Raw genomic sequence first — 24,532 nt, 5'->3', positions numbered from 1 at the left:
TTTATCGGTAATTATCGTGAATAGGATTGAACAGATCTTCCTCTGTCTTGCGTACAACTGAAAAATGATCGACATTATAGTGGCCATGCAGAACTTTATTGTGATGGCTTACGATCTGCTCTGCTTTTAACACTTCTGAATCTGAAGTAGAGTGACCATCTTCAACAAGGGTGACATCGAAGCCAGAGACAGTTGCGAATCTTACAGCAGTATCGATGCAATGTTCTGTTTTGCAACCCATTAGAACAAGATGGCCGATATTTTCATCTTTTAGATAACTTAATAAAGGTGTGTTGTAAAAGGCATTCGTTGCTTTTTTATCAAAAACTTCAGCATCCTCTGGTATATTAATGACAGAATGAACCTCAAAGCCTGGTCCCCTTCCCTCAGAGACATCTAAGTCTCTAACAAAAATAATCGAAGCTTCGGCTTTCTTCGCTTTTTCAATTACACTATTTATGTTTTGAAGCAATCCCTCTTTGTTATAAACTCCCTGCTCACTCTCATTCCCCTCGATCAGTTCTTGCTGTGCATCAATAACCAATAAAGCATGTTTCAAATGATCCGCTCCTTTTTCCTTTTATCCCATTAATACTTCTTCTAAAACAACTAAAATCCTTGCAACTCAATTATTTATTTCGTTTAATGGTTAATACTAACAAAGAAGGAATTTTTTATAGTTGCGAAAAACAGGATATTATCTAATAATAGTAAGGTTCAACAAGTGAGTTATTTAGGAGGAAAAGAAAAATGAAGTACATCATCTTTCTGGCTGGAGTGGCAGCAGTTTTCTTGTTAGCCTTTCTTGTCAGCAATGATCGCAAAAAGATCAAATACAAGCCGATCTTGGTTATGCTTGGATTACAGCTTGTCCTTACATACTTTCTATTAAATACAGGCGTTGGCCTTGTCATTATAAAAGGTATCTCAAAACTGTTCGAAAAGTTGTTAAGTTATGCAGGTGCAGGGGTTGAATTCGTGTTCGGCGGCCTCGCAAATGAAGCTGCGATGCCTTTTTTCTTAACTGTTTTATTGCCGATCGTCTTTATTTCTGTATTAATAGGAATCGCACAGCACTTTAGAATTCTTCCATTCATCATCAAATGGATCGGTTTTGCGCTAAGTAAGGTAAACGGCTTAGGAAGACTGGAGTCTTACAACGCAGTGGCTTCTGCTGTTTTTGGACAATCAGAAGTATTTATCTCTGTAAAAAAATTATTAGGTCATCTACCAAAGCATCGCCTATATACGCTTTGTACTTCTGCCATGTCAACTGTATCCGCTTCTATCCTAGGAGCATACATGGCTATGATCGATCCAAAATACGTTGTAACAGCACTCGTACTCAACTTATTTGGCGGATTCATCATCGCAAACATCATCAATCCTTATGAAGTAACTGAAGATGATGACATCATCGAAATTGAAGAAGAAAAGCAAACCTTTTTCGAGATGCTTGGTGAGTACATCATGGACGGCTTTAAAGTAGCTGTAATTGTCGGTGCCATGCTTCTTGGATTTGTAGCATTAATCGCGTTAATCAACGATGTGTTTGATATGATTTTCGGGATTACGTTCCAAACGATGCTCGGATATGTATTTGCTCCCGTTGCATTTTTAGTTGGTATCCCTTGGGCAGAAGCTGTCTCTGCAGGTACAATCATGGCAACCAAACTTGTTTCGAATGAATTTGTAGCTATGATCGATCTAGCAAAATACGCGAAAGACATGTCTGATCGAACGGTCGGGATCGTCTCTGTCTTTCTTGTTTCATTCGCCAATTTCTCTTCTATCGGTATCATTACGGGAGCTGTTAAAGGGCTGCACGAAGAACAAGGTAATACCGTTGCTCGTTTTGGATTAAAACTTCTATACGGTGCAACTTTAGTAAGTATCTTATCTGCTGCAATTGCGGGTCTGTTTCTATAAGGAAATTCAAAAAAAGAAGCCGTCGGCTTCTTTTTTTGTATCCAAATATAAAAAACAGCTGTCTCTTTAAGAGACAGCAATATCAACTATTATTGAACTTCTTTAGCAAATTGACCTGGGATCAACTTTAATTTTTCGTGAACTGAATTCAACTTTTCTTCAAAGCCTGTGAACAACTCATCAGCTTCAGTTGCTTTAGCTTCATCTTCTAAGCCAGCTACACGAGCTTCATAAGATTTTTTAAGCTCTTCAAGAGAACCTTTTACAGCTTCTTGGTTTTCTTTTGAAAGATCTGATGGTACTTCAATGGATGGAATCTCTGCAACTGCTTTTTCACCGCTTGCTTTTGCATCTGCTTTTAATTTATCAAGCTCTGCTTGCGGAAGTGCTTCTTCGCCTTCTTTTTCAAGACCTGCAGCGTATGCGTTGAATGGAGCATGGTATCCACGAAGCTGGTTCATAAGATCACCTTCAAAGTTAAGAAGTGTGATTTTTTCAGCATTTCCATCTTCTTTCTTTTCTGCAGCCGCTGGCTTAGCCTCTTCTTTTGGTTTCTCTTCTTCCTTGCTGCAACCTACGCTAAGCGCAAGTACAGCAGCCGCTGTTACCGCTAAAAACTTTTTCATCGAGAAAGCCCCCTATATATTTCTATTTTTTGGAACTTTCTCATTTTAATACTTTTTCTTACTATTGTAAATTAAAATGTATCCGTTTTCTTATAAAGGGTTAAAAATAATCCTGAAGCCTTAATATGATTGAATTATCTAACTATTCTTGTAATTAACATTCTTATTTCTTTTAATATAAAAGTTATCTTTCTATACTAATCGTGATTCTTTAACCTTTTTCTCATGATGTAATAGCCATTCCTTTCTCCATAAGCCTCCCGCATAACCTGTTAGGCTTCCGCTTGAACCTATTATTCGATGACAAGGAACCACAATACTTAACTTGTTCTTGCCATTGGCATTCCCTACCGCCCGAACCGCTTTTTCTTTTTGAAGCGTGATGGCAATATCTCGATAAGAGGCGGTTTCTGCGAACGGAATACCAATTAGTGAATTCCAGACTGTTTGTTGAAAAGGAGTACCGCTATATTGGAATGGAAACGTAAAAGTTTGCCTTACACCTTGAAAGTATTCTATAAGTTGATTTCTGCAGTCGAGTAGAACTGCAGAAATCTCCTCTTGGTTCTCAAGCGCCTTCTCTTTTTCTAAGAAAAGAATGGACTGAACGACGTCTTCGGTTCCTAAAATCTCGATAACGCCTATAGGAGAATCTAACTCTACTTTATAGTGCTTACTCATATAACGACCTCCATAAATAAAAAGTGGCGTATGCTTCCCATCCACTCCAATTTTCCGCATGTTTCTTTAATTCATTCTTTGTTGGCTTTTGCTGCCATTCTAACTGTTTCATCACGGCATTCTGCAGCCCTACGTCAGCGACTGGAAAAGCATCGGGCTTTAGTAAGCATTTCATCAACACATAATCTGCTGTCCAAGGTCCGATCCCTCTGAGGGAGATAAGTTGTTTAGCAGGATCTTCAGAAGATCTCAGTTTTTCCTTTGACAGACGACCTTCCACTATTTCTTTTGCTATACCAATCACATATTCCGCTTTTCGCGTTGTAAATTGGAGATTTCTTAAATCATCAACCTGGAGATCTGCGATGATTTCAGGAGATGGGTATGCCCAGTATTCATTCTCATGAAGGACTAGCTTTTTCCCAAAGTTCTCAACCAACCTCTTCTTCAAAGTATAGGCAAAAGTCAAGTTAATCTGCTGTCCCATGATTGCCCAAGTCAATGCTTCAAAAAGATCAGGAATACCAATCATACGTAAACCATAATAGCGTTCTATGAGCGGCTGTAATAGGCTGTCTTCTGAAACAGCTTCATAAAATGATGAAAGATCCTGATTCAAGTCAAACCAATTCCTTATATATTCAACGACCGTATCCATGTTAGGTGGCTCCCTATCTGGGAACTCGATGATAAGAACGTGATCTTTGTAGCTGATCTTGATTAAGACCAGTTCAGCATTCACAATTATTAACTTATAAATATATTTATCATGTATGTGGTGAAGAACTTCTACTGGTGATCTCTCAAGAAAAACAAGGCATTCGCTATAGGAGAATTCCGGTGGCAATTCTATCTCCAATGTTCCATCTAATTCTTCAGTCCATCTCATGATTCGTAACCTTAGCTTCTCTGGACTTTCGGTAGTCACTTGGTGAGCAATTCTTATACGTGCGAAACGTTTTGTAAAAGTTAGATGGACTCTGAAATCCTGATTCGTAGCATATCTCCAGGCTGGTTTTTGAAGTGTTACTTAACAGATAAGCCGCTTTATCTATTCGAATGTTCTCCACATATTCTCGGGGCGTAACATTCAATTCTTCTTTAAATAATCGTTCGAGATAAAATGAACTCACTCCAGAATGTTCGGCTACATCTTGTAGAAGAATTCTTTTTTGATGATTGTTTACTAAGAAACTTGTAGCTTTTCTAATCAGATTTATTTGTGGACAATGTTCGATCTCTGGCTGACATCTTTTACACGCTCGATAGCCTGCTTCCTCACATTGAGAAATTGAGTCATAAAATACTACGTTTTTCTTTTTAGGTTTTCGCGAACGACAAGATGGACGGCAATAAATCTTTGTTGTTTTTACTGCTGTATAAAAAAGGCCATCATATGACCTGTTACATTCCATAATTTTATCCCACATCTCATCAAAAGACATTTGTATCGTACCCACAGACCACACCTCCATCAATCATCTTTTTATTATTTTAACCATTTTAACTGAGCAAATCGTCCTCAATCTTGCTGTTATGGTCCTATAATTGAAACGCTAAACCCAGAACCAAAGTATTAAAAAAGAGTGACGATTAGCCACTCTCATTCGAACCCGTATTTATTTAATGGCTGCCATTCTATCATTCTTATTTGATCCACTCTTAGTCTTATATTGATAATAGATGACTGTTGCAATGAAGAAAGATGTAATACCAAACCCTATGACCATTTTATGAAATCCAATTGTGTCTAGGAACAAGCCTGTTAGCAGCATCAAAACCTGGAATATAATATTATCAACCATTCCTTTAATAGAGAAAAATCTGCCGTGATAGTCTGATGGGACATCTGTCTGGAAAATGGTAGTAACAACAGGAAACAGCGTTCCAGCAGCAAGACCAAACAATCCGAAAGAAAGAACCGACATGATTGGATGATCTGCTAAAAACAAAGATGTGTGTGCAGCAGCGATAACAAAGGTAATGGCGAACATATAGCTTAACTTCGGATTATCTCTAAAGAATTTCTTTGATAAAAATGTTCCAATGAATACACAAACGCCTTCAGTCGTATAAAGAATTCCTTTAATACCGGCATTATCCTGCAACTCACTGATCTCAATCACCATTAAGTTAAATCCAGATAAAAATAGGTAAGCAGGAATTAATAAAAAGATACCATACACAACTTTACGTTCGTTCTTTATAATGGGATACAATTCCCCAAGCGTTCTGAAGAAATTATCCTTTCTACCTGAGGAATCTGCTTTCTTAGGCTGTTCCTCCACATCTAAAAAGAAAGTAGATATAAGAAGGATTACATATGAAATAAGAGTAACCGTGTACAAAGAAAATAGCGACATGCCAACTAGCATCACTCCGCCGAGTGCAGTACCTACGATCCTTGATGCCGTAAAGATGTTCATGTTGACACCATTGGCATCTAAAAGTTCTTCTTTTTTTACGATTAAGGGCAACATGGTTTGCATAGCAGGCTGAGAAAACGTTCCAGATATACCGATAACAAGCGTATAAACGACCATCCACCAAACATTGTTATAAGCGATTGCCAAATACATAAAGAAGATAGCCGCACATCGAGCAAATCCAGCGTAGATCAGTATCTTTTTCTTATTGCTGCGATCAATGATTCGACCCGCCATCGGTGCAAGAAAGATTCCTACTAGGAACCCAGCCAAGATAATTAGTGCCTGTAGAAAAGATGATTCAACATTCATCTGTAAAAATTCAAGATTCCCAATAATACCTACCCATAGACCTGTGCTAGATACAGCAAGTCCAAACATCAAAATTAAAAAATTCCGGTTTCTCCACATGTTCCCTTTCCCCTCTCAGTTATACCGAAACTGTGTCACTATATTGATTAAAAAATACTTAACAAAGTAAAATAGACTCACTATTCAGTATACAGTATTTAGAAAACATGCAGGAGATATAAATCTTCATTTTTTTCTTATTTTTACACTCTGTTATAATGACTAAAGTAGAAGTTTGAAAGGGGTACACTATGAAACAATTAATCCTTGCTGAAAAGCCGAGTGTGGCACGTGATCTTGCTCGTGTTCTTGGCTGCAAGCAACAGAATAAAAGTTATATTGAGGGACCGAAACACATCGTTACTTGGGCACTTGGTCATTTAGTTGAGTTAAAGATGCCAGAAGACTATGACAAGCAATATAAACAATGGCGCTTGGAAGACCTTCCGATTATTCCAAACCATATGGGACTAAAAGTAATCCGACAAGTTAGTCACCAGTTTCGTGCAGTTGAACAACTTTCTAAACGAAAAGACATTAGTGAGCTTGTAATCGCAACAGATGCTGGGCGTGAAGGCGAACTTGTGGCTCGCTGGATCATGGAAAAAGTGAGATGGCAAAAACCTGTGAAACGATTATGGATTTCATCTCAAACGGATAAAGCGATTCGTGATGGATTCAATCAACTCAAACCGGCTAAGCAGTATGACAACCTTTATCAATCTGCTGTTTGCCGCTCTGAGGCAGACTGGTTGATCGGACTAAACGTAACAAGAGCGTTAACAACAAAGTACAACGATCCGCTTTCTGCAGGTCGAGTGCAGACGCCAACACTTGCGATGATCCTAGACCGCGAGCAAGAGATCAACGCGTTCCAACCGAAGGATTTTTGGACGATTGATGCGACGATTGGTATGTTAAAAGCGTCTTGGGAACATAACGGTGAGAAGCGTCTTTTTGAAGAGAAAAAAGCGAACGACATCGTAAGCAAAGTAAAGGGACAGCAAGCAACAGTCTCTTCACTTCAAAAGAAAGAAAAAACAGAAGCACATCCGATGCCTTATGATCTTACTGAGTTACAGCGTGATGCCAATCGTCGTTTCGGTTTCTCTGCTAAGAAGACCTCTTCTGTACTACAAAAACTTTATGAACAATACAAGCTCGTTACGTATCCAAGAACAGATTCCCGCTACTTAACAAAAGATATGGAAAATACGATGTATGATCGTCTTCAAGGGATGTCTTCAGGTTATCGTGAAGAAGTGCAGCCCTTGCTTAAGCACAAAGGAAACGTAGTAGCTAAGAAAGTATTTAACGATTCAAAAGTAACGGATCACCATGCGATTATACCGACAGATGAACCATTGCACTTAGGTGATCTCGATAACGATGAACGCAAATTATATGACATGATTGCGCGTCGCTTCCTTGCTCTTTTTTACCCTGTGTATCGATCGGAAACGTTGACCGCTACATTAAACGTTGCAGGTGAAACATTTATGGCCCGTGAAACGCTAGTCCTTGATCCAGGGTTTAAAGTGCTGTCAGGTAAAGAAGAAGAAAGCCCGCGTGCACTTGCCAATCTAAAAGAAGGGCAAACCCTTTCTGTTAAAGATGTGAATGCGGAGAAAAAGCTCACTGAGCCACCTTCCCGTTTTACTGAGGCCGACCTTTTATCTCGTATGGAAAAATACAGTCTAGGTACACCTGCAACACGAGCTGATATCATTGAAAGACTTCTAGGATCTGAAGTACTTGATCGTAAAAACAATAAGCTTCATCCTACTCCAAAAGGAAAACAGTTGATCTATCTTGTAAATGATGAGCTGAAGTCACCTGAACTGACGGCTAAATGGGAGCAAGAACTTGAAGCCATAGCACGTGGTAAAGGAAATCCAAAAGAGTTTTTAGAGAACATCCGTAAACAAACAAAACAGCTTGTAATGGAGATCAAGACGAGCTCGCAGGAATATCGCGCACATAACCTTACAGGTTCAAAATGTCCTGAATGCGGCAAGTTGTTGAAAGAAGTTAAAGGGCGGGACGGCAAGGTGCTTGTCTGCTCTGATCGTGAGTGTTCATATCGCCGACGTAAAGACCCTAAACTATCGAACCGACGCTGTCCTCAATGTCACAAAAAGATGGAACTGCATAACGGAAAGGCTGGGACTTATTTTCAGTGTAAACCATGTAATGTAGTGGAAAAAGCAGAAGACAAGAAAAAGAAGGTTACAAAGCGAGAAGAACGCCAGCTTCTTAAGAAATATAGTAACAACAAAGAAGATGAAGGCTTTGGAAACAGTCTAGCAGATGCTCTAAAAGCAGCGATGAAAGATAAAAAATAGACGAAAAGCTAACTTCCGAGAACCAAAACTAGCATGATATTGCAGTTTTGACTCGTGAAGTTAGCTTTCTTTAATTAGAGTAAATTGGATTTGTACGCTTTAAACGTTAATCTGTCCGATTGCATAACGAATCTGTCTGATTAGAGTGTTAATCTGTCCAATTGAACGAGTAATCTGTCCAATTCGAGCATTTATCTGTCCGATTGAACAGTTAATCTGTCCAATCTCAAAGGAGCTCTTCTTACTTACCCTTATATGTGGCAGAAGCTTCTAAGTCACAACCGCATCTAACTAAATTTATTGCCCAGCTTCTACACCGATTTTCTTCATCTGCTTCTCATGTGCTTTACCATGAGCTCTGTTTCGATCTTCTTCTACCTCACGAGATACCTTAACTCCTTCTGCAACCTTCGCTGCCCCGATCTGTTGCAGACCGTTTTGATCTTTTTGATAGACAAAGGAAGCACGCGTTGAGATAGCAGCACCTGGTGAAGTGACAAACGGAACGACTTTATAATCTGTTCGCCATTCTTCTGGTGTAACCGTACATCGTACATACCCACGGTAATCATTGAAGAATTTAATATGAGGATTCAATCCTAGTATTTTATCAGTATCAGAACGTTTATCAGCACCATTTCCACCCGAGGTGATGGATGTACCTACAAATTCAGCTCCAATTACATTAGATGATGAATCATTGTAATCCACTTTCAGGTCACACGCCCAGCTTGCATGTACATCGCCTGTCAGTACAATAATATTATTTAAATTCTTTGATTGTATAAAATTTGTGATACGTTCACGGGATGCCGTATACCCGTCCCATGCATCCATACTCAGCCTAGGCGCCTCAGCTGTCCCATAGTTTCTTTGTGCAAAGAATACTTGCTGAGCTAGAACATTCCAATGCGCTTTAGAGTTCCCTAAGTTTTGAAGCAACCATCGTTCCTGTTCTATTCCTGTTAACGTTCGATTCGGATCTTGAGATTCAGGAGTAGGCGGCTTACTTCCGTCTCCATTTGCTTGATCATCACGATATTGTCGTGTATCCATAACGTTGAACATTGCCAAGTTTCCATAAGTGAAGTCTCGATAGAGCAGCATGTCAGCTCCGTGTGGTAAAGAAGATTGACGAAGTGGCATGTGCTCGTAATACGCTTGATAACCCGCAGCACGTCGTTTGACAAACGCTTCAACAGACTGTCCTTTTTCGGGAATCATGTTTGCATAGTTGTTCTCTACTTCATGATCATCCCATGTTACGACCCAAGGGAATGCTGCATGAGCTGCCTTCAAATTACCATCTGAACGATACTGCGCATGTCTGTTTCGATAGTCTTCGAGTGTCATGATCTCAGGACCGCTATGTGTTCGAACATTGCCAGACGGTGATACATATTCATTCGGTCCGTACTCGTATATGTAGTCACCTAAGTGAACAACAAAATCTAGCTCTTCTTCTGACATATGCTGATAGGCTGTAAAGAAACCATGTTCATATTGCTGACAAGATGCAAATGCAAAAGTCATACTTTTCACATTCGCACCTTTTCTAGGAAGTGTCTTCGTTCTTCCTACAGGGCTGTACTCATATCCACTTTTGAATCGGTAGTAGTATACGTGGTTTGGCTTAAGCCCATCTACTTCAACGTGGACAGAGTGCGCGAGATTAGGACGCGCTAGCTCCGTTCCCTTTTGCACAACCTTTTTAAATCGTTCATCTTCTGCGATCTCCCATTTTACAGGTACAGCTTGATTTGGCATTCCTCCGCCATTCAATGGATCTGGTGCTAATCTTGTCCATAAAACAACGCCGTCTGCTAACGGGTCACCTGAAGCTACACCTAGCGTAAACGGATAATTTCTAAATTTTGGTGCCGCATTCACTTCGTAGCTGCCTAGCGACTGAGCAATTGTGAGTCCCAGTGAAATTCCTGCAATTTTCCCGGCACCCGATAGAAAAGTTCTGCGATTCAGTTTGTTTTTTTTTAAGCTGTCTTCCGTAAGCTTCTTAATCCATTCATCCATCGGTCTTTCATCCATGCTTGATGCAACCCCTTTTAAATGAATTTAGTACAACGTTCATTATAGAGAGGAAATGTTAAGAAACTATTTTTTTATGTAAACGTATAAAGGACTACACATAGGAACAACTTACTAATCTTAATAATGCAATGAAAGAGACGAACTGTTGCATTAGTTATTAATCACAATTCGCTAAAATACCTTATGCTTCTTATGTCCTGTTCTTCTTTATTAAATCTTTACTTCATAAACATAATCTATGATATTTTATCTTGATTAAAAGGAATTGGTGATGGCAAAATGGCACTCAGACGGAGAAAGAAAAAGAAGTCCAACAATGAAACATACACATGGGTAGACTTAATTATTGATCTTGTATTAGTAATTCCTGAGCTTATTTTTTGGCTGATTCGACTGCTTGGAAGAAGTGTTTTTAGGCTGTTTGACGGAATTTAAAAAGACTGGACTCTCTTTTCGAGTTCAGTCTTTTCCATTCAGAACCTTAAGCTCTAAATTATTCCGTTTTTCGTAAAGTGATAGAAACGGTTGTTCCTTTCCCTGGGTAACTTTCTACTTTTAGATGGCCTTTATGCTCTGTAATAATTTTATTACTAACCGTAAGGCCGAGGCCAATTCCTTTTTCCTTATTTGTAAAGAAAGGGACGCCAATGCTCTTTAATCTTTCTTCTTCAATTCCAATCCCATTATCTACAAAGATAAGTTTAATTTTCTGATCCGTCGTTTCTTCAATGGCTATCGTGAGAATTCCGCCATCATTCATAGCTTCGATCGCATTTTTAATCACGTTGATAAAAACTTGTTTAATCTGGTTCTTTTCACAAGAGACAAAGAGATCTCTCTCTTTAAATAATAGACGAATTTCTACATTGTACAAATTAGCTTCAGACGTTAGTAACATTACAGTGTCTTGCAGAAGTTGAATTATGTTCACATTCTTCATATATTGAGTAGCGTCTGGTTTTGCTAATGCCATAAACTCATTCACGATAGATTCAATCCGATGAAGTTCCTCACAAATTACTTCATTGTATAAATAGAGTTTGTTTTGATCGATCTCACTATTTTTCATTAAAGAAAACAGTCCTTTAATGGATGTGAGTGGATTTCTGATTTCATGAGCAACACCTGCTGCTAGTTCTCCCAATACGGCAAGTTTTTCACTATTTCGTATATATTCATCTGCTTTTTTCTTTTCCGTAATATCTCTAGAGATAAATACGAGACCTTCTATGTCCCCTTCATCAGACACCATCGGCATGCCCTTCCCCTCTAATAAAACAGGATGACCTGAAGCATGTACCTTGCGATAAACAAGAGGTAGCGGATTTTCCAATGCGGCAACTAATTTAATATATTTCTCTACACTCTCATGATCCTCCAAATGAACACAATTCAATGCGCTCGTACCGAGGAGTGAGCTTGGTTCGATTCCTAGTACATTTTTATAAGATCGTGAGGCATATAAATAGTCTCCATTCATGTCAACTGAGCAGATTAAATCATTGCTATGATCCAAGATAATCTTATGTTTAAATTCATTCTTTCTTAAGGCAGCTTCTGCTTCTTTTCTCTTTGTAATATCTCGAGAAGCAACAATCGCAGAGAGGTTGTCTTTATGACTAATAGGGGTCCCTTTAGACTCTAGCCAAATATAACTCCCATCTTTTTTCAAGTATCTATACTCAATCGAAAGAGGTATTTCCTTCATGATCATTCGAGTAAACTCTTGAATCACACGGTCTCTATCTTCAGGATGAACAAGGTTAAATGGAGTGGTACCTATCGCTTCACTTTGAGTGTGACCAGTTACCCAAAAATAGGACGGTGTCAAATAGGTGAAGATCCCCTCATGACTAACAATTCCAATAATATCTATCATGTTTTCAGTTATAAGCTTTAAATGATCAAGCGTTTCTTTCTTTTCAAGATGCTGCTGTGTTAAATTTCGAATAATTATTTGTGTGGCGTGTGATGTAAACATTAGGGGAAATCCGATGACTTCTAATTGAATAGAATTACCTTTTTGGGTGATCCATGTTTGTTCACTTGGCTTAGGGGCAATACCTTTGTCGCATGTTTGAATTCTTTCCTCCACTAGATGATGCAACTCATTTGGGAGGTTGTTCCATATCGGCTGACCGATTATTTCTTCTTCCGCTTCTAATATCTTTCTTGCTGCGGGATTTACATATACCCAAGTTCGATCTTTCTGGATAAGAAAAGGTGTTTCAGAATGTTCAAATTGATTGGCGTATGTTTTCATTTGATTAATGAAAAGGCTGTCTCCTAATACTTGACCATCTGAAGTTTCCATACCCACCCTCCATTAAAAACGTTAATCAAAACGTTTCGTTCATGATTACCTAAATTATAAACACATGTCCTTTTACAAATAAAGATATTTTTTAAAAAATATTCTTACTATAAAAATGATTAATTTTTTCTTTTAGTTAATTATAGATAGTTGTTTTTGATCATAGATGAATTTAGTTTCGTAAAAAGTATGGAATGCCTGTTTCAAAGCAGTTTTTCGATCCGGAGCTGTATGAGAGGACATGATAATATGTTCTTGTTTGTAATAGAGCATACTTACCACTACAGTTGTTTTATTGGTATAGAGAAATAGATCAACATCCATTATTTCATTACCTGTTATCACACGAATAAAGCGATATTGCGGTGTTCTTACCATATCCCTCAGCCCCCTTTTAATCTTTCATCCCCTTTTACTTTTGTCTTAAAAGTTTAGTTATTTAAATAGTAAATAATCACTATAAATTTGTCAATATATTCTGTCAATTTAAGTCGATTTCCTGGGAAATTAGAATGATAAAGAAAAAAAGACGGGAAATCCCGTCTTAATTTCTGTTAGGTGGCTTTTCATTATCAGGCGAAGTTTGTCCACCAGCTCCTGTAGTGTCTTTATCTTTAATCCCGTTAGTCGTATTATGTTTTGAAGATGAGGATAAGGAAACTAATTTAAATCCTGTTCTAGAAAGTGGTTCTTCTAATAATTTTTCTATATTTTGCGATGCTAGGATTGTTGTTTCATCGTATTCTAATTGAATAGTAATAGTTTTCAAAGTAATCTCCTCCTTTACCTTCATTTGTTCCCTGCATCAAAAATAATAAACAAGAAAAGAGACCATCTGTTAACGATGGTCTCTTAAAACTTAAGCTTCTTTTTCAACTAAGTTGTGCTCTAATTCTTTGGATGAAGAAGAGGTTTCGTCATCCTGATTAAGCCTTTTCGTAATTTCGATTTTTTTAACTTGATGTCCATCAATCTCAATCACCTTGAAATCATATTCATCATACGATATGACCTGATTTTCTTGTATTTCTGAGTTCTGTGAAAGGACCCAGCCACCAATCGTATCAAGTTCACTATCATCAATTTCAAATCCATAAATGTCGTTCACTTCTGCGATCAATACTTTACCGTCAAAGTGCTTAACATTTGGACTGACTGCATGAATCATTGGTGATTCATCGTCATCAAATTCATCACGTATTTCACCAACAAGCTCTTCCAAAATATCTTCAATGGTAACAATACCTGCTGTTCCACCATATTCATCAACTAAAACTGCCATATGAAACCCTTTTTTCTGCAGCTTTAATAGTGTTTCTTTGATTGGTGTGTTTTCAAATACGCTCAATGTTGGTCTAATGTAATGTTCAAGAGGGTATTCTTTTCCTTTAATCAAGTCAAAAAATACTTCTTTCGCATTCACCATACCAAGCACATTATCTTTATCTTCCCCTACAACAGGGTAACGTGTATATTTTTCTTCTGCAATTATATTAATATTTTCTGCAACGGTATTATCTTCATAAAGACAAACCATTTCAGTACGAGGGACCATGATCTCTTTTGCAGTTCTGTCGTCAAATTCGAATACCTTTTCTACATAACTGAACTCAGATTTGTTGATTTCACCACTTTTGTAGCTCTCACTTAGAATTAAACGTAGTTCTTCCTCGGTGTGTGCCATATCATGCTCTGACGCTGGTTTTAATCCAAACATTCTTACTAAAAGCTGCGCACTTCCGTTCAAGAACCAAATGAATGGATACATAACTCTGTAGAATCCAATCAATGCAGGTGATAACAATAAGCTGATTGTTTCAGCTTTTTGAATAGCTACTGTTTTTGGTGCAAGCTCACCAAGAACAACGTGTAAAAAAGTAATGGATGCAAAAGCAATTGCAAATGATAATGTATGAACAATCGCCGGGCTTAAATCCATTTTTTCAAATACTGGACCGAGAATTGCTTCTACCGTAGGCTCACCTAACCAACCTAAACCTAATGCTGTAATTGTAATACCTAACTGACAGGCAGAGAGTGATCCATCAAGGTTTGAAATAACCTTTTGTGCTGCAATCGCTCGTTTGTTGCCTTCTTCAGCTAATTGGTCAATTCTTGATTTACGAATCTTAACAATCGCAAATTCTGCTGCTACGAAAAAAGCGGTTAGTAGAATAAGTACGGCTACTGCAAGTAATTTCAATAAGGTCAAACTGTCCAAAAAGACTCCTTATACCCCAAGTTACTGGAATATAAGTTGTCACCTCCTAAGTGTTATAAATTTTTATAATCAAGAAAAAGTATATCATATAATTGAAGAACTTACTTAATAAAACAACTTACTTGTATTTTACATTTACTTTTGTGATCCATAATACCCTTTCCCATCATTCTGAAATTTCTACTGTGTTTAAGTCTTCTTCTTTTTTTAACACAAGTTTATTTTCTTTTTCATCATAATAATAAATCTTCATTCCATGCTCCGAACCAGTTTCTTCAAAGTTGGAGTACAGTCCAAAATACCCGTTACCTAATGGAACAAGATTATTCTCTACATTTGTTGTAATAACAGGATAATCTTCATTCTCTTCATTCTCTTCGCTACCACCATTATTGATAGATCCGATTACAAATAATAACAAGATTCCTAATACAATCAATGTCCTACGAATGCTGCGCAATTCAGAAGCTGTATCTGAATACATAAAAATCACTCCATTTTTTATATTCTTTTTCTGTTAATTATCACATATTAGCAAAGAGAAATGATACTAAATATGGGAGACTTACCCATTTTTAAGTGGTATTCTATAAATGAGAAAACACTGATTTAAAATGCAGCAAAGAAAGGATGAACATCAAATGGATTTTGTACTGGATCATAAATGGGTATTTCTAATTCTGGCAGAAACCGTATTTTGGGTTTCTACATTATCTTTTTTAGTGGTACGTTATTGGTTCAATCTAAAGAAATTAAGCATTGCATTCTTCGTTCTTTTTCTCTTAAATGACCTATGGATTGCTGCGATGGGATATTTCGATTATTTAAGAACAGGAGAATTCTCTACATATCAAATCATAATTCTGGTTGTCATAGCTTATGCCTTTTTGTATGGGAAAAGCGATTTTCAGAAGTTGGATCGCTTTATTCAGCGAAAGGTCGCAAAATGGCGTGGATTGCCTGAACCCGAACTGCTCGATTCAAAACCACTGTATGGGATGCAACACGCGAAGCAAGAAAGACGAAATCTTTATAAGCACATTTTTTTATTCAGCACGGTACAAGGTGTTTTTTGGCTAGTATTTGGACTATCAGATGCCGTATCATCCATACATCTAGACACTTTTTTAAAAGATTGGTATGACACAACAGATACAGATCTGTTCTACAAAAACGATACCGCTAATAATGTCACACGTATTTGGGCTCTAATACTTGCGATTGATGTAGTCGTATCGTTGTCCTATACGGTTGCTCCAAAAAAAGAAAAGAAAGCAACGCGTGCCGCTTAACCTAAAAGAGCTTGGGATATTATCATCCCAAGCTCTTTTATAATATTATTTTGCTTCTTTATGTTGTTTCGATGTCTCTACTCGTTCATTACCCATAAACAATATGACAACAGCCGAAATCGCGATTGGGATTAGTGCATATGTGAATACTGTTGTAATGGAGTCAGACATAGAAGCTGAAATTCCATCAAGTATTTCAGGTGGTATTTTATCACGCTCTCCGGACTGAAACACTTTTTGTGGATCAAGATCTTTAATAGTAGCAGACCCTTGACCTGCAAAGCCTTTTAAATTCTCGCTTATTCTTTCATAAAAAATTCGGTTTTGAAGTGCTCCAAAAATGGTTACACCAAGTGTCATACCTAATGACCGTAAAAAGGCATTTGTAGAGTTGGCTGAACCTCGGTAACGAAACTCCATCTTATTGATAGTTGCTGCAGGTAATAAGGAAAACGAGAACCCCATACCAAAACCTACAGTGACCATAAAGAATGTAAGCATCGTTCTTGAAGTATCTGGTGTCATACCACTTAGCATATACATGCCAGTAAAATAAGAAATTACAGATACAATCATGAGGTTACGGAAGCTGGTTTTCGTTTGAAAAATACCACCGATCATACTTCCAGCAACAGAACCTAACATCATTGGTGTAAGAATTAAGCCTGCACTTGTTGCAGAACCTCCATAAACCGCTTGAACGAAAATAGGAATAAAAACGGCTAGTATAATGAATGTTCCACCGTATAGAAAACCTAAAATCTGTGAAGTAGCAAATAGTCTTTTCTTAAACATCCAAAATGAAATAATCGGTTCGGATGCTTTTTGTTCTACAGCAAAGAACACAATGAAAAAGACCGTGAATATCGTAAACAAAGCTACGATCTGCGTTGAATCCCATGCATATGTCTTGCCACCAAGTTCAAGGGCAAACATCAAACTAACGACTGCGATCACAAGTGTGATGGCACCCCACCAGTCAATCTTTTGCTCACGGTGTTCCAGTGTTTCTTTGTAATAACGGAAGATCAAGTAAAACGAAGCTGCACCTATTGGAACGTTAATATAGAACACCCAATGCCAGCTGATCGCATCTGTAATGAACGCTCCGAGTAAAGGTCCGAGAACACTCGAAGTTCCGAAAACCGCCCCAAGAAGCCCTGTCATCTTCCCTCTCTTTTCTGGAGGAAAAATATCAAAAACAATTGTAAAAGCGATCGGCATCAATGCCCCACCACCGATACCTTGAATCGCTCGAAACGCTATCAGCTGCTCCATACTTTGAGCAAGACCGCAAAGGGCAGAACCGATAAGGAAAACGACAAGTCCAAAAATGAAGAATCGTTTTCTGCCATACATGTCGGATAACTTTCCGTAAATTGGCATCCCTGCCATTACTGCCACCATATAAGAGCCAGTAACCCAAACGAATTTATCAAAACCACCTAGGTCGGCTACAATCGTCCCCATCGCAGTTGCAACAATGGTATTATCCATTGCAGCCATTAGAATACCTAGCAACAAACCAGCTACCACTAACTTTAGATTTGTTTCTTTATGCACCATAGCGCCATCTCCTAACCTAACACCCTCATGTATACTTAATAAACTTAAGTATACATGAGGGACTGTCCCCCAACAATTTATTTCCTTCGCTATTTCTCTCCATTTAATTAGGGTGTTTTCTACATATCAACCTATAAAAATAGTTGAATTTCGAATTTATTAAATTATCCACACCCCTTATTCCTATTCTTTCACATAGAAAAAGAGACAGCACGTCTGCCGTCTCTTTTTAGCTTACCTATTAAAGTTCTAAGATAGAATCTTCATTATCTTGTCCTTCATACATTGCATCTAGCATTAAACCTGTCCAAAGATTTAGATTCAACCCAGGGTCTTCATCATCGCCTTCAAGTCCAAGTTCAAGACCAGCGTCTAATGAAGAGTATAGAGAAGAACGATCTTTATCTTCATCAAATGAGCTCATTAAGTCTGCCATGATTGAAGTATTTAACTTAAGAGAAGTATTTTCAAGCTCATCTTCAGAAGACAAAGAAAGTGCTGTATCCGTGTTAAGCATTGAGCTTAAAGAAGAACGATCTTCTTCGTCTTCAGACATAATAGCCGCCATCACGTCTGTTCCTAGATTTACATTTGCACTTGACTTCTCGTCTTCTTCAGTCGCTTCTACTCCTGCCCATAGACCAGCATCAGCCATCAAAGAAGAGTTATTCTCTTCGTCTTCAGAAGTTACGTTTGCCATCACATCTGTGCCTAGATCTACTTTCGCACTTGACTTCTCGTCTTCTTCAGTCGCTTCTACTCCTGCCCATAGACCAGCATCAGCCATCAAAGAAGAGTTATTCTCTTCGTCTTCAGAAGTTACGTTTGCCATCACATCTGTGCCTAGATCTACTTTCGCACTTGACTTCTCGTCTTCTTCAGTTGCTTCTACTCCTGCCCATAGACCAGTGTCAGCCATTACAGAAGAGTTATTCTCTTCGTCTTCAGAAGTTACGTTCGCCATTACATCTGTGCCTAGATCTACTTTTGCACTTGACTTCTCGTCTTCTTCAGATGCTTCTATTCCTGCCCATAGACCAGCATCAGCCATTACAGAAGAGTTATTCTCTTCGTCTTCAGAAGTTACGTTCGCCATTACATCTGTGCCTAGATCTACTTTCGCACTTGACTTCTCGTCTTCTTCAGATGATTCTACTCCTGCCCATAGACCAGCATCAGCTATTACAGAAGAGTTATTCTCTTCGTCTTCAGAAGTAACGTTCGCCATCACATCTGTGCCTAAATCTACTTTTGCACTTGACTTCTCGTCTTCTTCCGTTGCTTCTACTCCTGCAGTTACACCCGCGTTCACAGCCGCTTCTGTATTTGACTCTTCCTTATCTTGAGCTTCAACAGCTGCATGAACATCTGCTCCCGCATTTAGAGAACTAGAATCTTTGTTATCTTCTTCATTAGAACGCACTTCCGCTTCAACGTTTGTATCTGCGTTTACAGACGCTTTACTTTCATCATCAGAAGAACTTTTAACTGTGGCATCAGTTCCGACTGCCGCATTAGCTTTAGCACCATCGTTATGATCTTCAGTTTTTGATTCCGCTTCAACTCCAGCATTTACAGCCGTACCTACTTGAGCTTTTTCATCTTCTTCACCGGAAGCTTCAGCATTCACATTTGCGCCAACGTTTGTTTTTACGCTATTGTGGTTCGAATCATCATCTGAGCTCTCTAAATCGATGCCTGTTACGGCACCTAGATCAAGGTTAAGATTAGACTTTTCATCTTTCTCAGAAAGCTGAATGTTACTGATCAACCCTGTTCCGATTTTAAGACTTGATGACCCTTCATCTGCAAATGTTTCACTTCCTCCAAAAAATAACCCAGCCGCAGCAGCACCTGTAATCGCAAATGTTCTAATAAAGTTTGATTTTTTCATTGTCATTTCTCTCCTTCTTCTTCTTAATTTTTTTGTTTTACCAAATTTGAATTAGAAGAAGAAAGATTGTGGTGGTTGCCCAGGTGGAGCATTTAGCCATTGATCATAATAGTGTCGAACTCCCTCACCAAGTCGACTTCCTGTTTCAAGCTGAGTATCATTTTGTCCACCATCTAGAATAGCCAAGAACGTAACAGTGCTTGAAGAAGTCATCGGTCCATTGGATGAACCTGAAGGAGATTGTCCACCTTGTGATGATGGAGTTAGCATTTGTATTTGAGTTGCCTTTTGAGTTACCGGATAATCCGTACTTGTTTTTTGCCGTACAGGTTTCTCAGTTTCTTTTTGATCCCTGCTCTTTTTAAGTACTTCTCCACTCGTAATCGTACTAACGGGATTCTCTATGTCTTTTACAAAAATTTCTTTTGTCTTCACAACAACCGGCTTTTTAGTTATTGCACCTTTCGTTTCATTAATCGTTTCACTCGTATTCGGTTTGTTCTCCACAACAGGTTCAGTGACTGGTGTTGGGGTAGGAGCTGGTTCTGGTTTTGCTTTGACCACTTCCTCAACTTCCGGCTTAGTAGTAACAATCTCTGAAACGACTGGAAGCTTCACCTCTACTTGAGGTTTTTCCGGTGTAACAGGGACCGTAACGTTCACCTCCTGATCTAAAACATCGACTTTTATCGATGGTTTTTCAGTAAGGTTTACATCTACGATCGGTTTAGAACTTTTTAGCTTTTCTGTCGGAACTGCTTCTTTTACCGAATCGACAGTATTCGTTACCGTTTTGACCGCTTGATCTACTGGCTTTACGGTCTCGGTAACTTTGTTAACCGTTTGATCCACCTTGTCGACAGCACGAGTTGTGTCTTTCACAATATTTGTAACTGTGTTAAGAGTAGGTCTCACAACCTCATCGGTAACTGAATGATTTTTCGTCGAAATGTTCACTTTGTCTGGAACCCTTTCAACAATCTCAGTTGTTTCTTTTGTAAGGTCTGTGACTGAAGAAAGAATACCTCCGCTATCAGCCGATACGATTGCGGGAATACTCATACCCGCTGCGAATACAACCAATTGTACAAATCGTTTCACCTGGTTATCACCTCCTTCTGTAAGTGTTTTCAAATAGCTAACGAAGACAAATTTGATTTGGATCACTAAAAAAACAAAAAAATTTACATTTTGTACACTTTAAACAGGAAATGTGACGTAAAAGCTCGCTTGCTTTACACTTAAAGAAGTAAAAATTTGAGGTGATTTAAAGTGGCACAACATGTTTTTTATCTGAATGCGCATTGGCCAGGCGGAAGAAATAATATAGGAACGATAGAAACACAGAATTTGAAGACTAAGGTATCGATACCTCCTGAGATGGATGGACCAGGTATTGGAACGAATCCAGATGAGATGTTGCTTGGAGCAGCGGCAACTTGTTATATCATCACACTTGCTGCCATGATAGAACGAAGTAAGATAGACAACATAAATTTAACGATGGAGTCTGAAGGATATGTCGATGTTACAAACGGAGTGATTACGTATCAAAAAATCATCCATCGACCGGTCGTCACGATCAAACATGGCACGTCAAAAAACATTTCGACACTTCTTCAAAAACTCGCCATTAAAGCTGAGCATTCGTGTATGATTTCACGAGCATTGAAAGGTAATGTCGAAATAGAGGCGATTTTGACGATAGAAAATGGATGAATTTAGAAGAACAGTCCTTTCGTTACCTGTACTTAAAAAATTACTTATGTTAGCATAAATGTTAAGGAAGGAAAGTAATTTATTATTTGGGTTCCTAACAAGTTCCCCCATAATAGAAAGGGGACGATGTATCATGAACCAACAAGATGTGAAAACCATACTCTTAAATTTACAAAACAAACAGTATATTGAATCCGATATTACACACACTTTTAGTGAAAACAATTCAGCTGTTTTTTCTGTAAAGTATTTAAAGAACGATCAATCGTTCGAAGTGATTCAGATTGAAACTAACTCCCTGGAGCGGTTCGATGATGTCGATTCTGCCGTTCATTGTATAAACAACTTAATCGCTAAATAGAGATTTACTCTTTTTCATAATAAAAGAGGTCAACCAAAGTAATGGTGACCTCTTTTTTTGTTTATCTCTGGAGATATTTTATCCAATCATTTTCCTCAATTGAAATAAAGTCATTCGCTTTAGTATTCATTACATACATCAGAGCTTCTTTATCTCCAACTGATGTCTTTATTTTAGCAACGATGCGATCATATAAATTTTTAGCTCTGTTTTCAACAAAATCTTCAAGTTCGTCTAATCGTTTTAGTTCCTCCTTGGTTACTTCATATAGCTCACCTGTTACCCATTTATTTTTTTCAAGAATTAATGCTGGGTAACCCCAACCTGTATCGTATAGTTGTCCTTGGGCGTAGCAACTATGTTCTATGTATTTTGCATACTGCAAATAGTTGGCATTGCTTCCCTCTTTTCGAAGCGTCCCGTAAACAAATACTAGTTGTTTTTTCATAAACTCACCTTCTTTTTTACAAGCATTATCCTTTTGAAAAAAAGACAGCCCAGACCAGTAAACTTAAAAATAGAATTCCAGCTATTAAACAGAGGAACATTACTATTAACAACGTCCATCCTAACCCTTTTCGATTTGTTAGAATAAGAAAAATACTTAATGTGTAGGGACCAAACATTAAACCTAATATCGTCCAAAGCCACCGATCTTTATTATACAGTGGAGCTTGAACATATAAATAATAAGCGATAGCAATCTGTGTTATCGCATAGAATATGAATCCCAATCTTTTTTCATCCTCTCTAATCTGAAAGTACTCTTGTCCTACCAAATATAACCCTTTTTTCTCCAACAAAAAACTTTCAACCACTGTTTGGCTGAAAGCTTTCATGAAGAGTTAAGCCTTTAATAACCTTTTCTTACATCAATGATATGCTCGTTCTTCCGTTTTCTGCTCCCTCTTGCAGCGTCAAAAAATAAAACAAGCGCTGTAACGATGTGCATGATCATTCCGATGACTGGCAAGTAGCCGACAATAGAAGTAATAAGACCTAACACACTTCCTGTAAACCTTTCTTTTTGAACGATACAAATGATGAGTGTGATCAAATGAAAAACAAACATGAATTGAAGTGGTCCCCATGCTGAAGCAAGAATGATGGCTCCTCCTAAGAAAGGAATGCCAAGGAAAGCCTCAATACCGCCTGTTACCATCTTCAATAGTCTCGATATATTCATGAGACAGCCTCCTCAATAATTTCTATTATATACTACGTGATTACCATGAAAAAAGTTTCCTTTCAAAACATTACCTCTCCTTATAAACAAAGAAACCTCCTGGTGTGGAGGTTTCAATCTCTATTCCTTCATTTTCTTCGCTTCGTTAATAAACGTAGTAATGATTGCCATCATATTCTCGTTTTCATGTCTCAATTCTTCTGGATGCCACTGTGTTCCAAGCAAGAATGTTTTATCCTGATCTTCAAGTTCTAATGCCTCGATTATACCGTCAGATGCTCTAGCTGCTACTCGTAATCCTTTACCCACTTTTCCGATCGCCTGGTGATGAAAGCTGTTTACAGCAACTTCTTTTTCTCCAACAATTTTGTGCAGTTTACTACCTTCTTCAATGTTAACGGTGTGAGAAGGTTCTGTTCGTGTTGCAGATGATTGAAAGTGATTAATACTATTTGAATACTCGCTTTCCACATCCTGTATGATCGTACCTCCATAACTAACGTTCAGTAAGTGATATCCTCGACACATAGCTAGAATGGCCTTTTCGTTCTCACGTGCCTTTTTCACGAGTTCAATCTCAAAATCATCACGGTGTTTGTTCACCTTTTTTACCTTTGGATGAGGTTCTTCGTTATAAGTGATCGAACTGATGTCTTCTCCACCGGTAAAGATTAATCCATCACATAATTTTGCATAATATTCAGCTTCTTCAGGCTTTCCCATCGGAATAACGATGGGGATACCCCCTGCATCTCTAACAGTTTCTGCAAATTTATTATAAACAACGATCGTATCAACGTTTTCATTTTGAGTTTCAATTGTATTGATTGACATGATCGTACTTGTTAATCCTATTAATGGTTTTTGCGTCATATAAAACTTCCTCTCTAGTAGCTGTTCAATCATGTTTTACCTTAATCACATAATCATAAACACCCATAATTTATCATTCCTATTACTATTAACCATATATTCATACCTATTACATTTTTCTTTCCCACATAATAAAAAAAACAGCTCACTAAACGTGTGAGCTGTTCCTGCTATTTATTTCATATGCTACTGCATTGGTGGTCTCGGCTTTTTTACAGAATAAACGAGCTCAATATCACCGTTCTCCTTCACACGCTTCACCGTGTAAGTTTTCTCAACACCTTGCTCGGTATTGTGAAAGGTGATCTTGTCGCCTTCTTCAAAATCTGATGTGCCTGTGTCCCATAATTTTTCGTCATCGGGTTTTCTCATACCTCTCACCCCTCATATTCCGACTAATATCCCATAACAATATGCCATTTAACTTTGTTTTCCCCTACTTAGGAAAATGAATCCTAAATCGTATGTTAAAACGTGCATATTTTGCTCTCGTTATTGAGAATCCAGCATACAATCTCCTTTGTTCACTGGGAATAGAGTCCGGCTCAATATCGGAATCGGTATGTCGGCAGTGCAATGAAATACTTTCTCACCAACCGGTTATGACAAGAATTTATGGACACCTCTTTATTATTAATTGATTTAACATTTCTATATAAAGTGCGCCTTTTCTAATAGTTCTACTAAATAGATAGAAAC

At 38.1% G+C, this 24,532-nt stretch carries 26 protein-coding genes; 6 read left to right on the top strand and 20 right to left on the bottom strand.

Features of this window, described 5'->3' with window-relative positions:
- Window position 1 precedes the first annotated feature (1 nt).
- Window positions 2-559, bottom strand: coding sequence for a cysteine hydrolase family protein (locus IHV10_RS02095; protein WP_197127102.1), 558 nt, complete (start codon window positions 557-559; stop codon window positions 2-4).
- Window positions 560-750: 191 nt separating this feature from the next.
- On the opposite strand from IHV10_RS02095, the gene IHV10_RS02090 reads away from it, so the two are divergent.
- Window positions 751-1,929: a NupC/NupG family nucleoside CNT transporter gene (locus tag IHV10_RS02090; RefSeq protein ID WP_197127101.1), complete on the top strand. Its 1,179-nt coding sequence runs from the start codon at window positions 751-753 to the stop codon at window positions 1,927-1,929.
- Window positions 1,930-2,018: 89 nt separating this feature from the next.
- On the opposite strand, the gene IHV10_RS02085 is transcribed toward IHV10_RS02090, so the two are convergent.
- The 5 genes from IHV10_RS02085 to IHV10_RS02065 all read right to left on the bottom strand — a co-directional run bounded on the left by IHV10_RS02085 (window position 2,019) and on the right by IHV10_RS02065 (window position 6,073).
- Entirely contained in the window at window positions 2,019-2,555 is a 537-nt protein-coding gene (locus IHV10_RS02085) for a hypothetical protein (protein ID WP_197127100.1), read from the bottom strand.
- A gap of 192 nt (window positions 2,556-2,747) precedes the next feature.
- A complete protein-coding gene (locus tag IHV10_RS02080) occupies window positions 2,748-3,236 on the bottom strand; it encodes a methylated-DNA--[protein]-cysteine S-methyltransferase (RefSeq protein ID WP_197127099.1) in 489 nt (162 codons plus the stop codon).
- Window positions 3,229-4,125, bottom strand: a complete 897-nt coding sequence (locus tag IHV10_RS02075; protein ID WP_197127098.1) for a DNA-3-methyladenine glycosylase family protein — start codon at window positions 4,123-4,125, stop codon at window positions 3,229-3,231. Before IHV10_RS02075 ends, IHV10_RS02080 begins: the two co-directional genes overlap by 8 nt.
- Complete coding sequence (locus tag IHV10_RS02070; RefSeq protein WP_197128160.1) at window positions 4,112-4,666, bottom strand: bifunctional transcriptional activator/DNA repair enzyme AdaA; 555 nt, start codon at window positions 4,664-4,666, stop codon at window positions 4,112-4,114. The genes IHV10_RS02075 and IHV10_RS02070 overlap by 14 nt, the downstream gene beginning before the upstream one ends.
- Window positions 4,667-4,855: 189 nt before the next feature.
- Window positions 4,856-6,073, bottom strand: a complete 1,218-nt coding sequence (locus IHV10_RS02065; protein WP_197127097.1) for an MFS transporter — start codon at window positions 6,071-6,073, stop codon at window positions 4,856-4,858.
- 191 nt (window positions 6,074-6,264) lie between these two features.
- Between IHV10_RS02065 and IHV10_RS02060 the strand changes: the two genes are divergently transcribed.
- The gene (locus tag IHV10_RS02060) at window positions 6,265-8,358 is read left to right on the top strand and encodes a DNA topoisomerase III (RefSeq protein WP_197127096.1); all 2,094 of its coding nucleotides are present in this window, start codon (window positions 6,265-6,267) and stop codon (window positions 8,356-8,358) included.
- Between the two features lie 297 nt (window positions 8,359-8,655).
- On the opposite strand, the gene IHV10_RS02055 is transcribed toward IHV10_RS02060, so the two are convergent.
- Entirely contained in the window at window positions 8,656-10,404 is a 1,749-nt protein-coding gene (locus IHV10_RS02055; protein ID WP_197127095.1) for an alkaline phosphatase D family protein, read from the bottom strand.
- Window positions 10,405-10,686: 282 nt separating this feature from the next.
- Between IHV10_RS02055 and IHV10_RS02050 the strand changes: the two genes are divergently transcribed.
- Window positions 10,687-10,842: a hypothetical protein gene (locus IHV10_RS02050; RefSeq protein ID WP_197127094.1), complete on the top strand. Its 156-nt coding sequence runs from the start codon at window positions 10,687-10,689 to the stop codon at window positions 10,840-10,842.
- A gap of 58 nt (window positions 10,843-10,900) precedes the next feature.
- Here the strand turns inward: IHV10_RS02050 and IHV10_RS02045 are convergent, their stop codons facing one another.
- The 5 genes from IHV10_RS02045 to IHV10_RS02025 all read right to left on the bottom strand — a co-directional run bounded on the left by IHV10_RS02045 (window position 10,901) and on the right by IHV10_RS02025 (window position 15,426).
- Complete coding sequence (locus IHV10_RS02045) at window positions 10,901-12,721, bottom strand: PAS domain S-box protein (protein ID WP_197127093.1); 1,821 nt, start codon at window positions 12,719-12,721, stop codon at window positions 10,901-10,903.
- A gap of 132 nt (window positions 12,722-12,853) precedes the next feature.
- A complete protein-coding gene (locus IHV10_RS02040; protein WP_197127092.1) occupies window positions 12,854-13,099 on the bottom strand; it encodes a hypothetical protein in 246 nt (81 codons plus the stop codon).
- A 166-nt stretch (window positions 13,100-13,265) separates the two neighbouring features.
- On the bottom strand, window positions 13,266-13,490 hold the full coding sequence (locus tag IHV10_RS02035) for a hypothetical protein (protein WP_197127091.1): 225 nt from the start codon (window positions 13,488-13,490) through the stop codon (window positions 13,266-13,268).
- Between the two features lie 90 nt (window positions 13,491-13,580).
- The gene (locus IHV10_RS02030) at window positions 13,581-14,933 is read right to left on the bottom strand and encodes a hemolysin family protein (protein ID WP_197128159.1); all 1,353 of its coding nucleotides are present in this window, start codon (window positions 14,931-14,933) and stop codon (window positions 13,581-13,583) included.
- Window positions 14,934-15,108: 175 nt separating this feature from the next.
- Window positions 15,109-15,426: a hypothetical protein gene (locus tag IHV10_RS02025; protein ID WP_197127090.1), complete on the bottom strand. Its 318-nt coding sequence runs from the start codon at window positions 15,424-15,426 to the stop codon at window positions 15,109-15,111.
- Between the two features lie 157 nt (window positions 15,427-15,583).
- On the opposite strand from IHV10_RS02025, the gene IHV10_RS02020 reads away from it, so the two are divergent.
- A complete protein-coding gene (locus tag IHV10_RS02020) occupies window positions 15,584-16,234 on the top strand; it encodes a hypothetical protein (protein ID WP_197127089.1) in 651 nt (216 codons plus the stop codon).
- 45 nt (window positions 16,235-16,279) lie between these two features.
- On the opposite strand, the gene IHV10_RS02015 is transcribed toward IHV10_RS02020, so the two are convergent.
- The 3 genes from IHV10_RS02015 to IHV10_RS02005 form a co-directional block, all read right to left on the bottom strand.
- Complete coding sequence (locus IHV10_RS02015; protein ID WP_197127088.1) at window positions 16,280-17,800, bottom strand: MDR family MFS transporter; 1,521 nt, start codon at window positions 17,798-17,800, stop codon at window positions 16,280-16,282.
- 241 nt (window positions 17,801-18,041) lie between these two features.
- Window positions 18,042-19,694 carry a hypothetical protein gene (locus IHV10_RS02010; RefSeq protein ID WP_197127087.1) on the bottom strand — a complete coding sequence of 551 codons (1,653 nt, stop codon included), beginning with the start codon at window positions 19,692-19,694 and terminating at the stop codon, window positions 18,042-18,044.
- A gap of 51 nt (window positions 19,695-19,745) precedes the next feature.
- On the bottom strand, window positions 19,746-20,795 hold the full coding sequence (locus IHV10_RS02005; protein ID WP_197127086.1) for a hypothetical protein: 1,050 nt from the start codon (window positions 20,793-20,795) through the stop codon (window positions 19,746-19,748).
- 171 nt (window positions 20,796-20,966) lie between these two features.
- Here IHV10_RS02005 and IHV10_RS02000 point away from each other — a divergent pair, with 171 nt between their 5' ends.
- Both IHV10_RS02000 and IHV10_RS01995 read left to right on the top strand, forming a co-directional pair.
- The gene (locus IHV10_RS02000; RefSeq protein WP_197127085.1) at window positions 20,967-21,413 is read left to right on the top strand and encodes an OsmC family protein; all 447 of its coding nucleotides are present in this window, start codon (window positions 20,967-20,969) and stop codon (window positions 21,411-21,413) included.
- Between the two features lie 133 nt (window positions 21,414-21,546).
- A complete protein-coding gene (locus IHV10_RS01995; RefSeq protein WP_197127084.1) occupies window positions 21,547-21,774 on the top strand; it encodes a DUF1797 family protein in 228 nt (75 codons plus the stop codon).
- 61 nt (window positions 21,775-21,835) lie between these two features.
- Here IHV10_RS01995 and IHV10_RS01990 read toward each other — a convergent pair whose 3' ends face one another.
- The 5 genes from IHV10_RS01990 to IHV10_RS01970 all read right to left on the bottom strand — a co-directional run bounded on the left by IHV10_RS01990 (window position 21,836) and on the right by IHV10_RS01970 (window position 24,205).
- On the bottom strand, window positions 21,836-22,222 hold the full coding sequence (locus IHV10_RS01990; RefSeq protein WP_197127083.1) for a gamma-glutamylcyclotransferase family protein: 387 nt from the start codon (window positions 22,220-22,222) through the stop codon (window positions 21,836-21,838).
- Window positions 22,223-22,247: 25 nt separating this feature from the next.
- Window positions 22,248-22,508 carry a hypothetical protein gene (locus tag IHV10_RS01985; protein WP_231618105.1) on the bottom strand — a complete coding sequence of 87 codons (261 nt, stop codon included), beginning with the start codon at window positions 22,506-22,508 and terminating at the stop codon, window positions 22,248-22,250.
- A 119-nt stretch (window positions 22,509-22,627) separates the two neighbouring features.
- Window positions 22,628-22,960 carry a hypothetical protein gene (locus IHV10_RS01980; RefSeq protein ID WP_197127082.1) on the bottom strand — a complete coding sequence of 111 codons (333 nt, stop codon included), beginning with the start codon at window positions 22,958-22,960 and terminating at the stop codon, window positions 22,628-22,630.
- Window positions 22,961-23,080: 120 nt separating this feature from the next.
- Window positions 23,081-23,833: a gamma-glutamyl-gamma-aminobutyrate hydrolase family protein gene (locus IHV10_RS01975; protein WP_197127081.1), complete on the bottom strand. Its 753-nt coding sequence runs from the start codon at window positions 23,831-23,833 to the stop codon at window positions 23,081-23,083.
- A 186-nt stretch (window positions 23,834-24,019) separates the two neighbouring features.
- Complete coding sequence (locus tag IHV10_RS01970; RefSeq protein WP_197127080.1) at window positions 24,020-24,205, bottom strand: hypothetical protein; 186 nt, start codon at window positions 24,203-24,205, stop codon at window positions 24,020-24,022.
- Between the last annotated feature and the right edge of the window lie 327 nt (window positions 24,206-24,532).

The sequence above is a fragment of the Fictibacillus sp. 5RED26 genome (assembly GCF_015903895.1).
GTDB lineage: Bacteria > Bacillota > Bacilli > Bacillales > Fictibacillaceae > Fictibacillus > Fictibacillus phosphorivorans.
The sequence above is the reverse complement of the archived record's forward strand: the minus strand, read 5'-3'. Positions and strand labels throughout refer to the sequence as shown.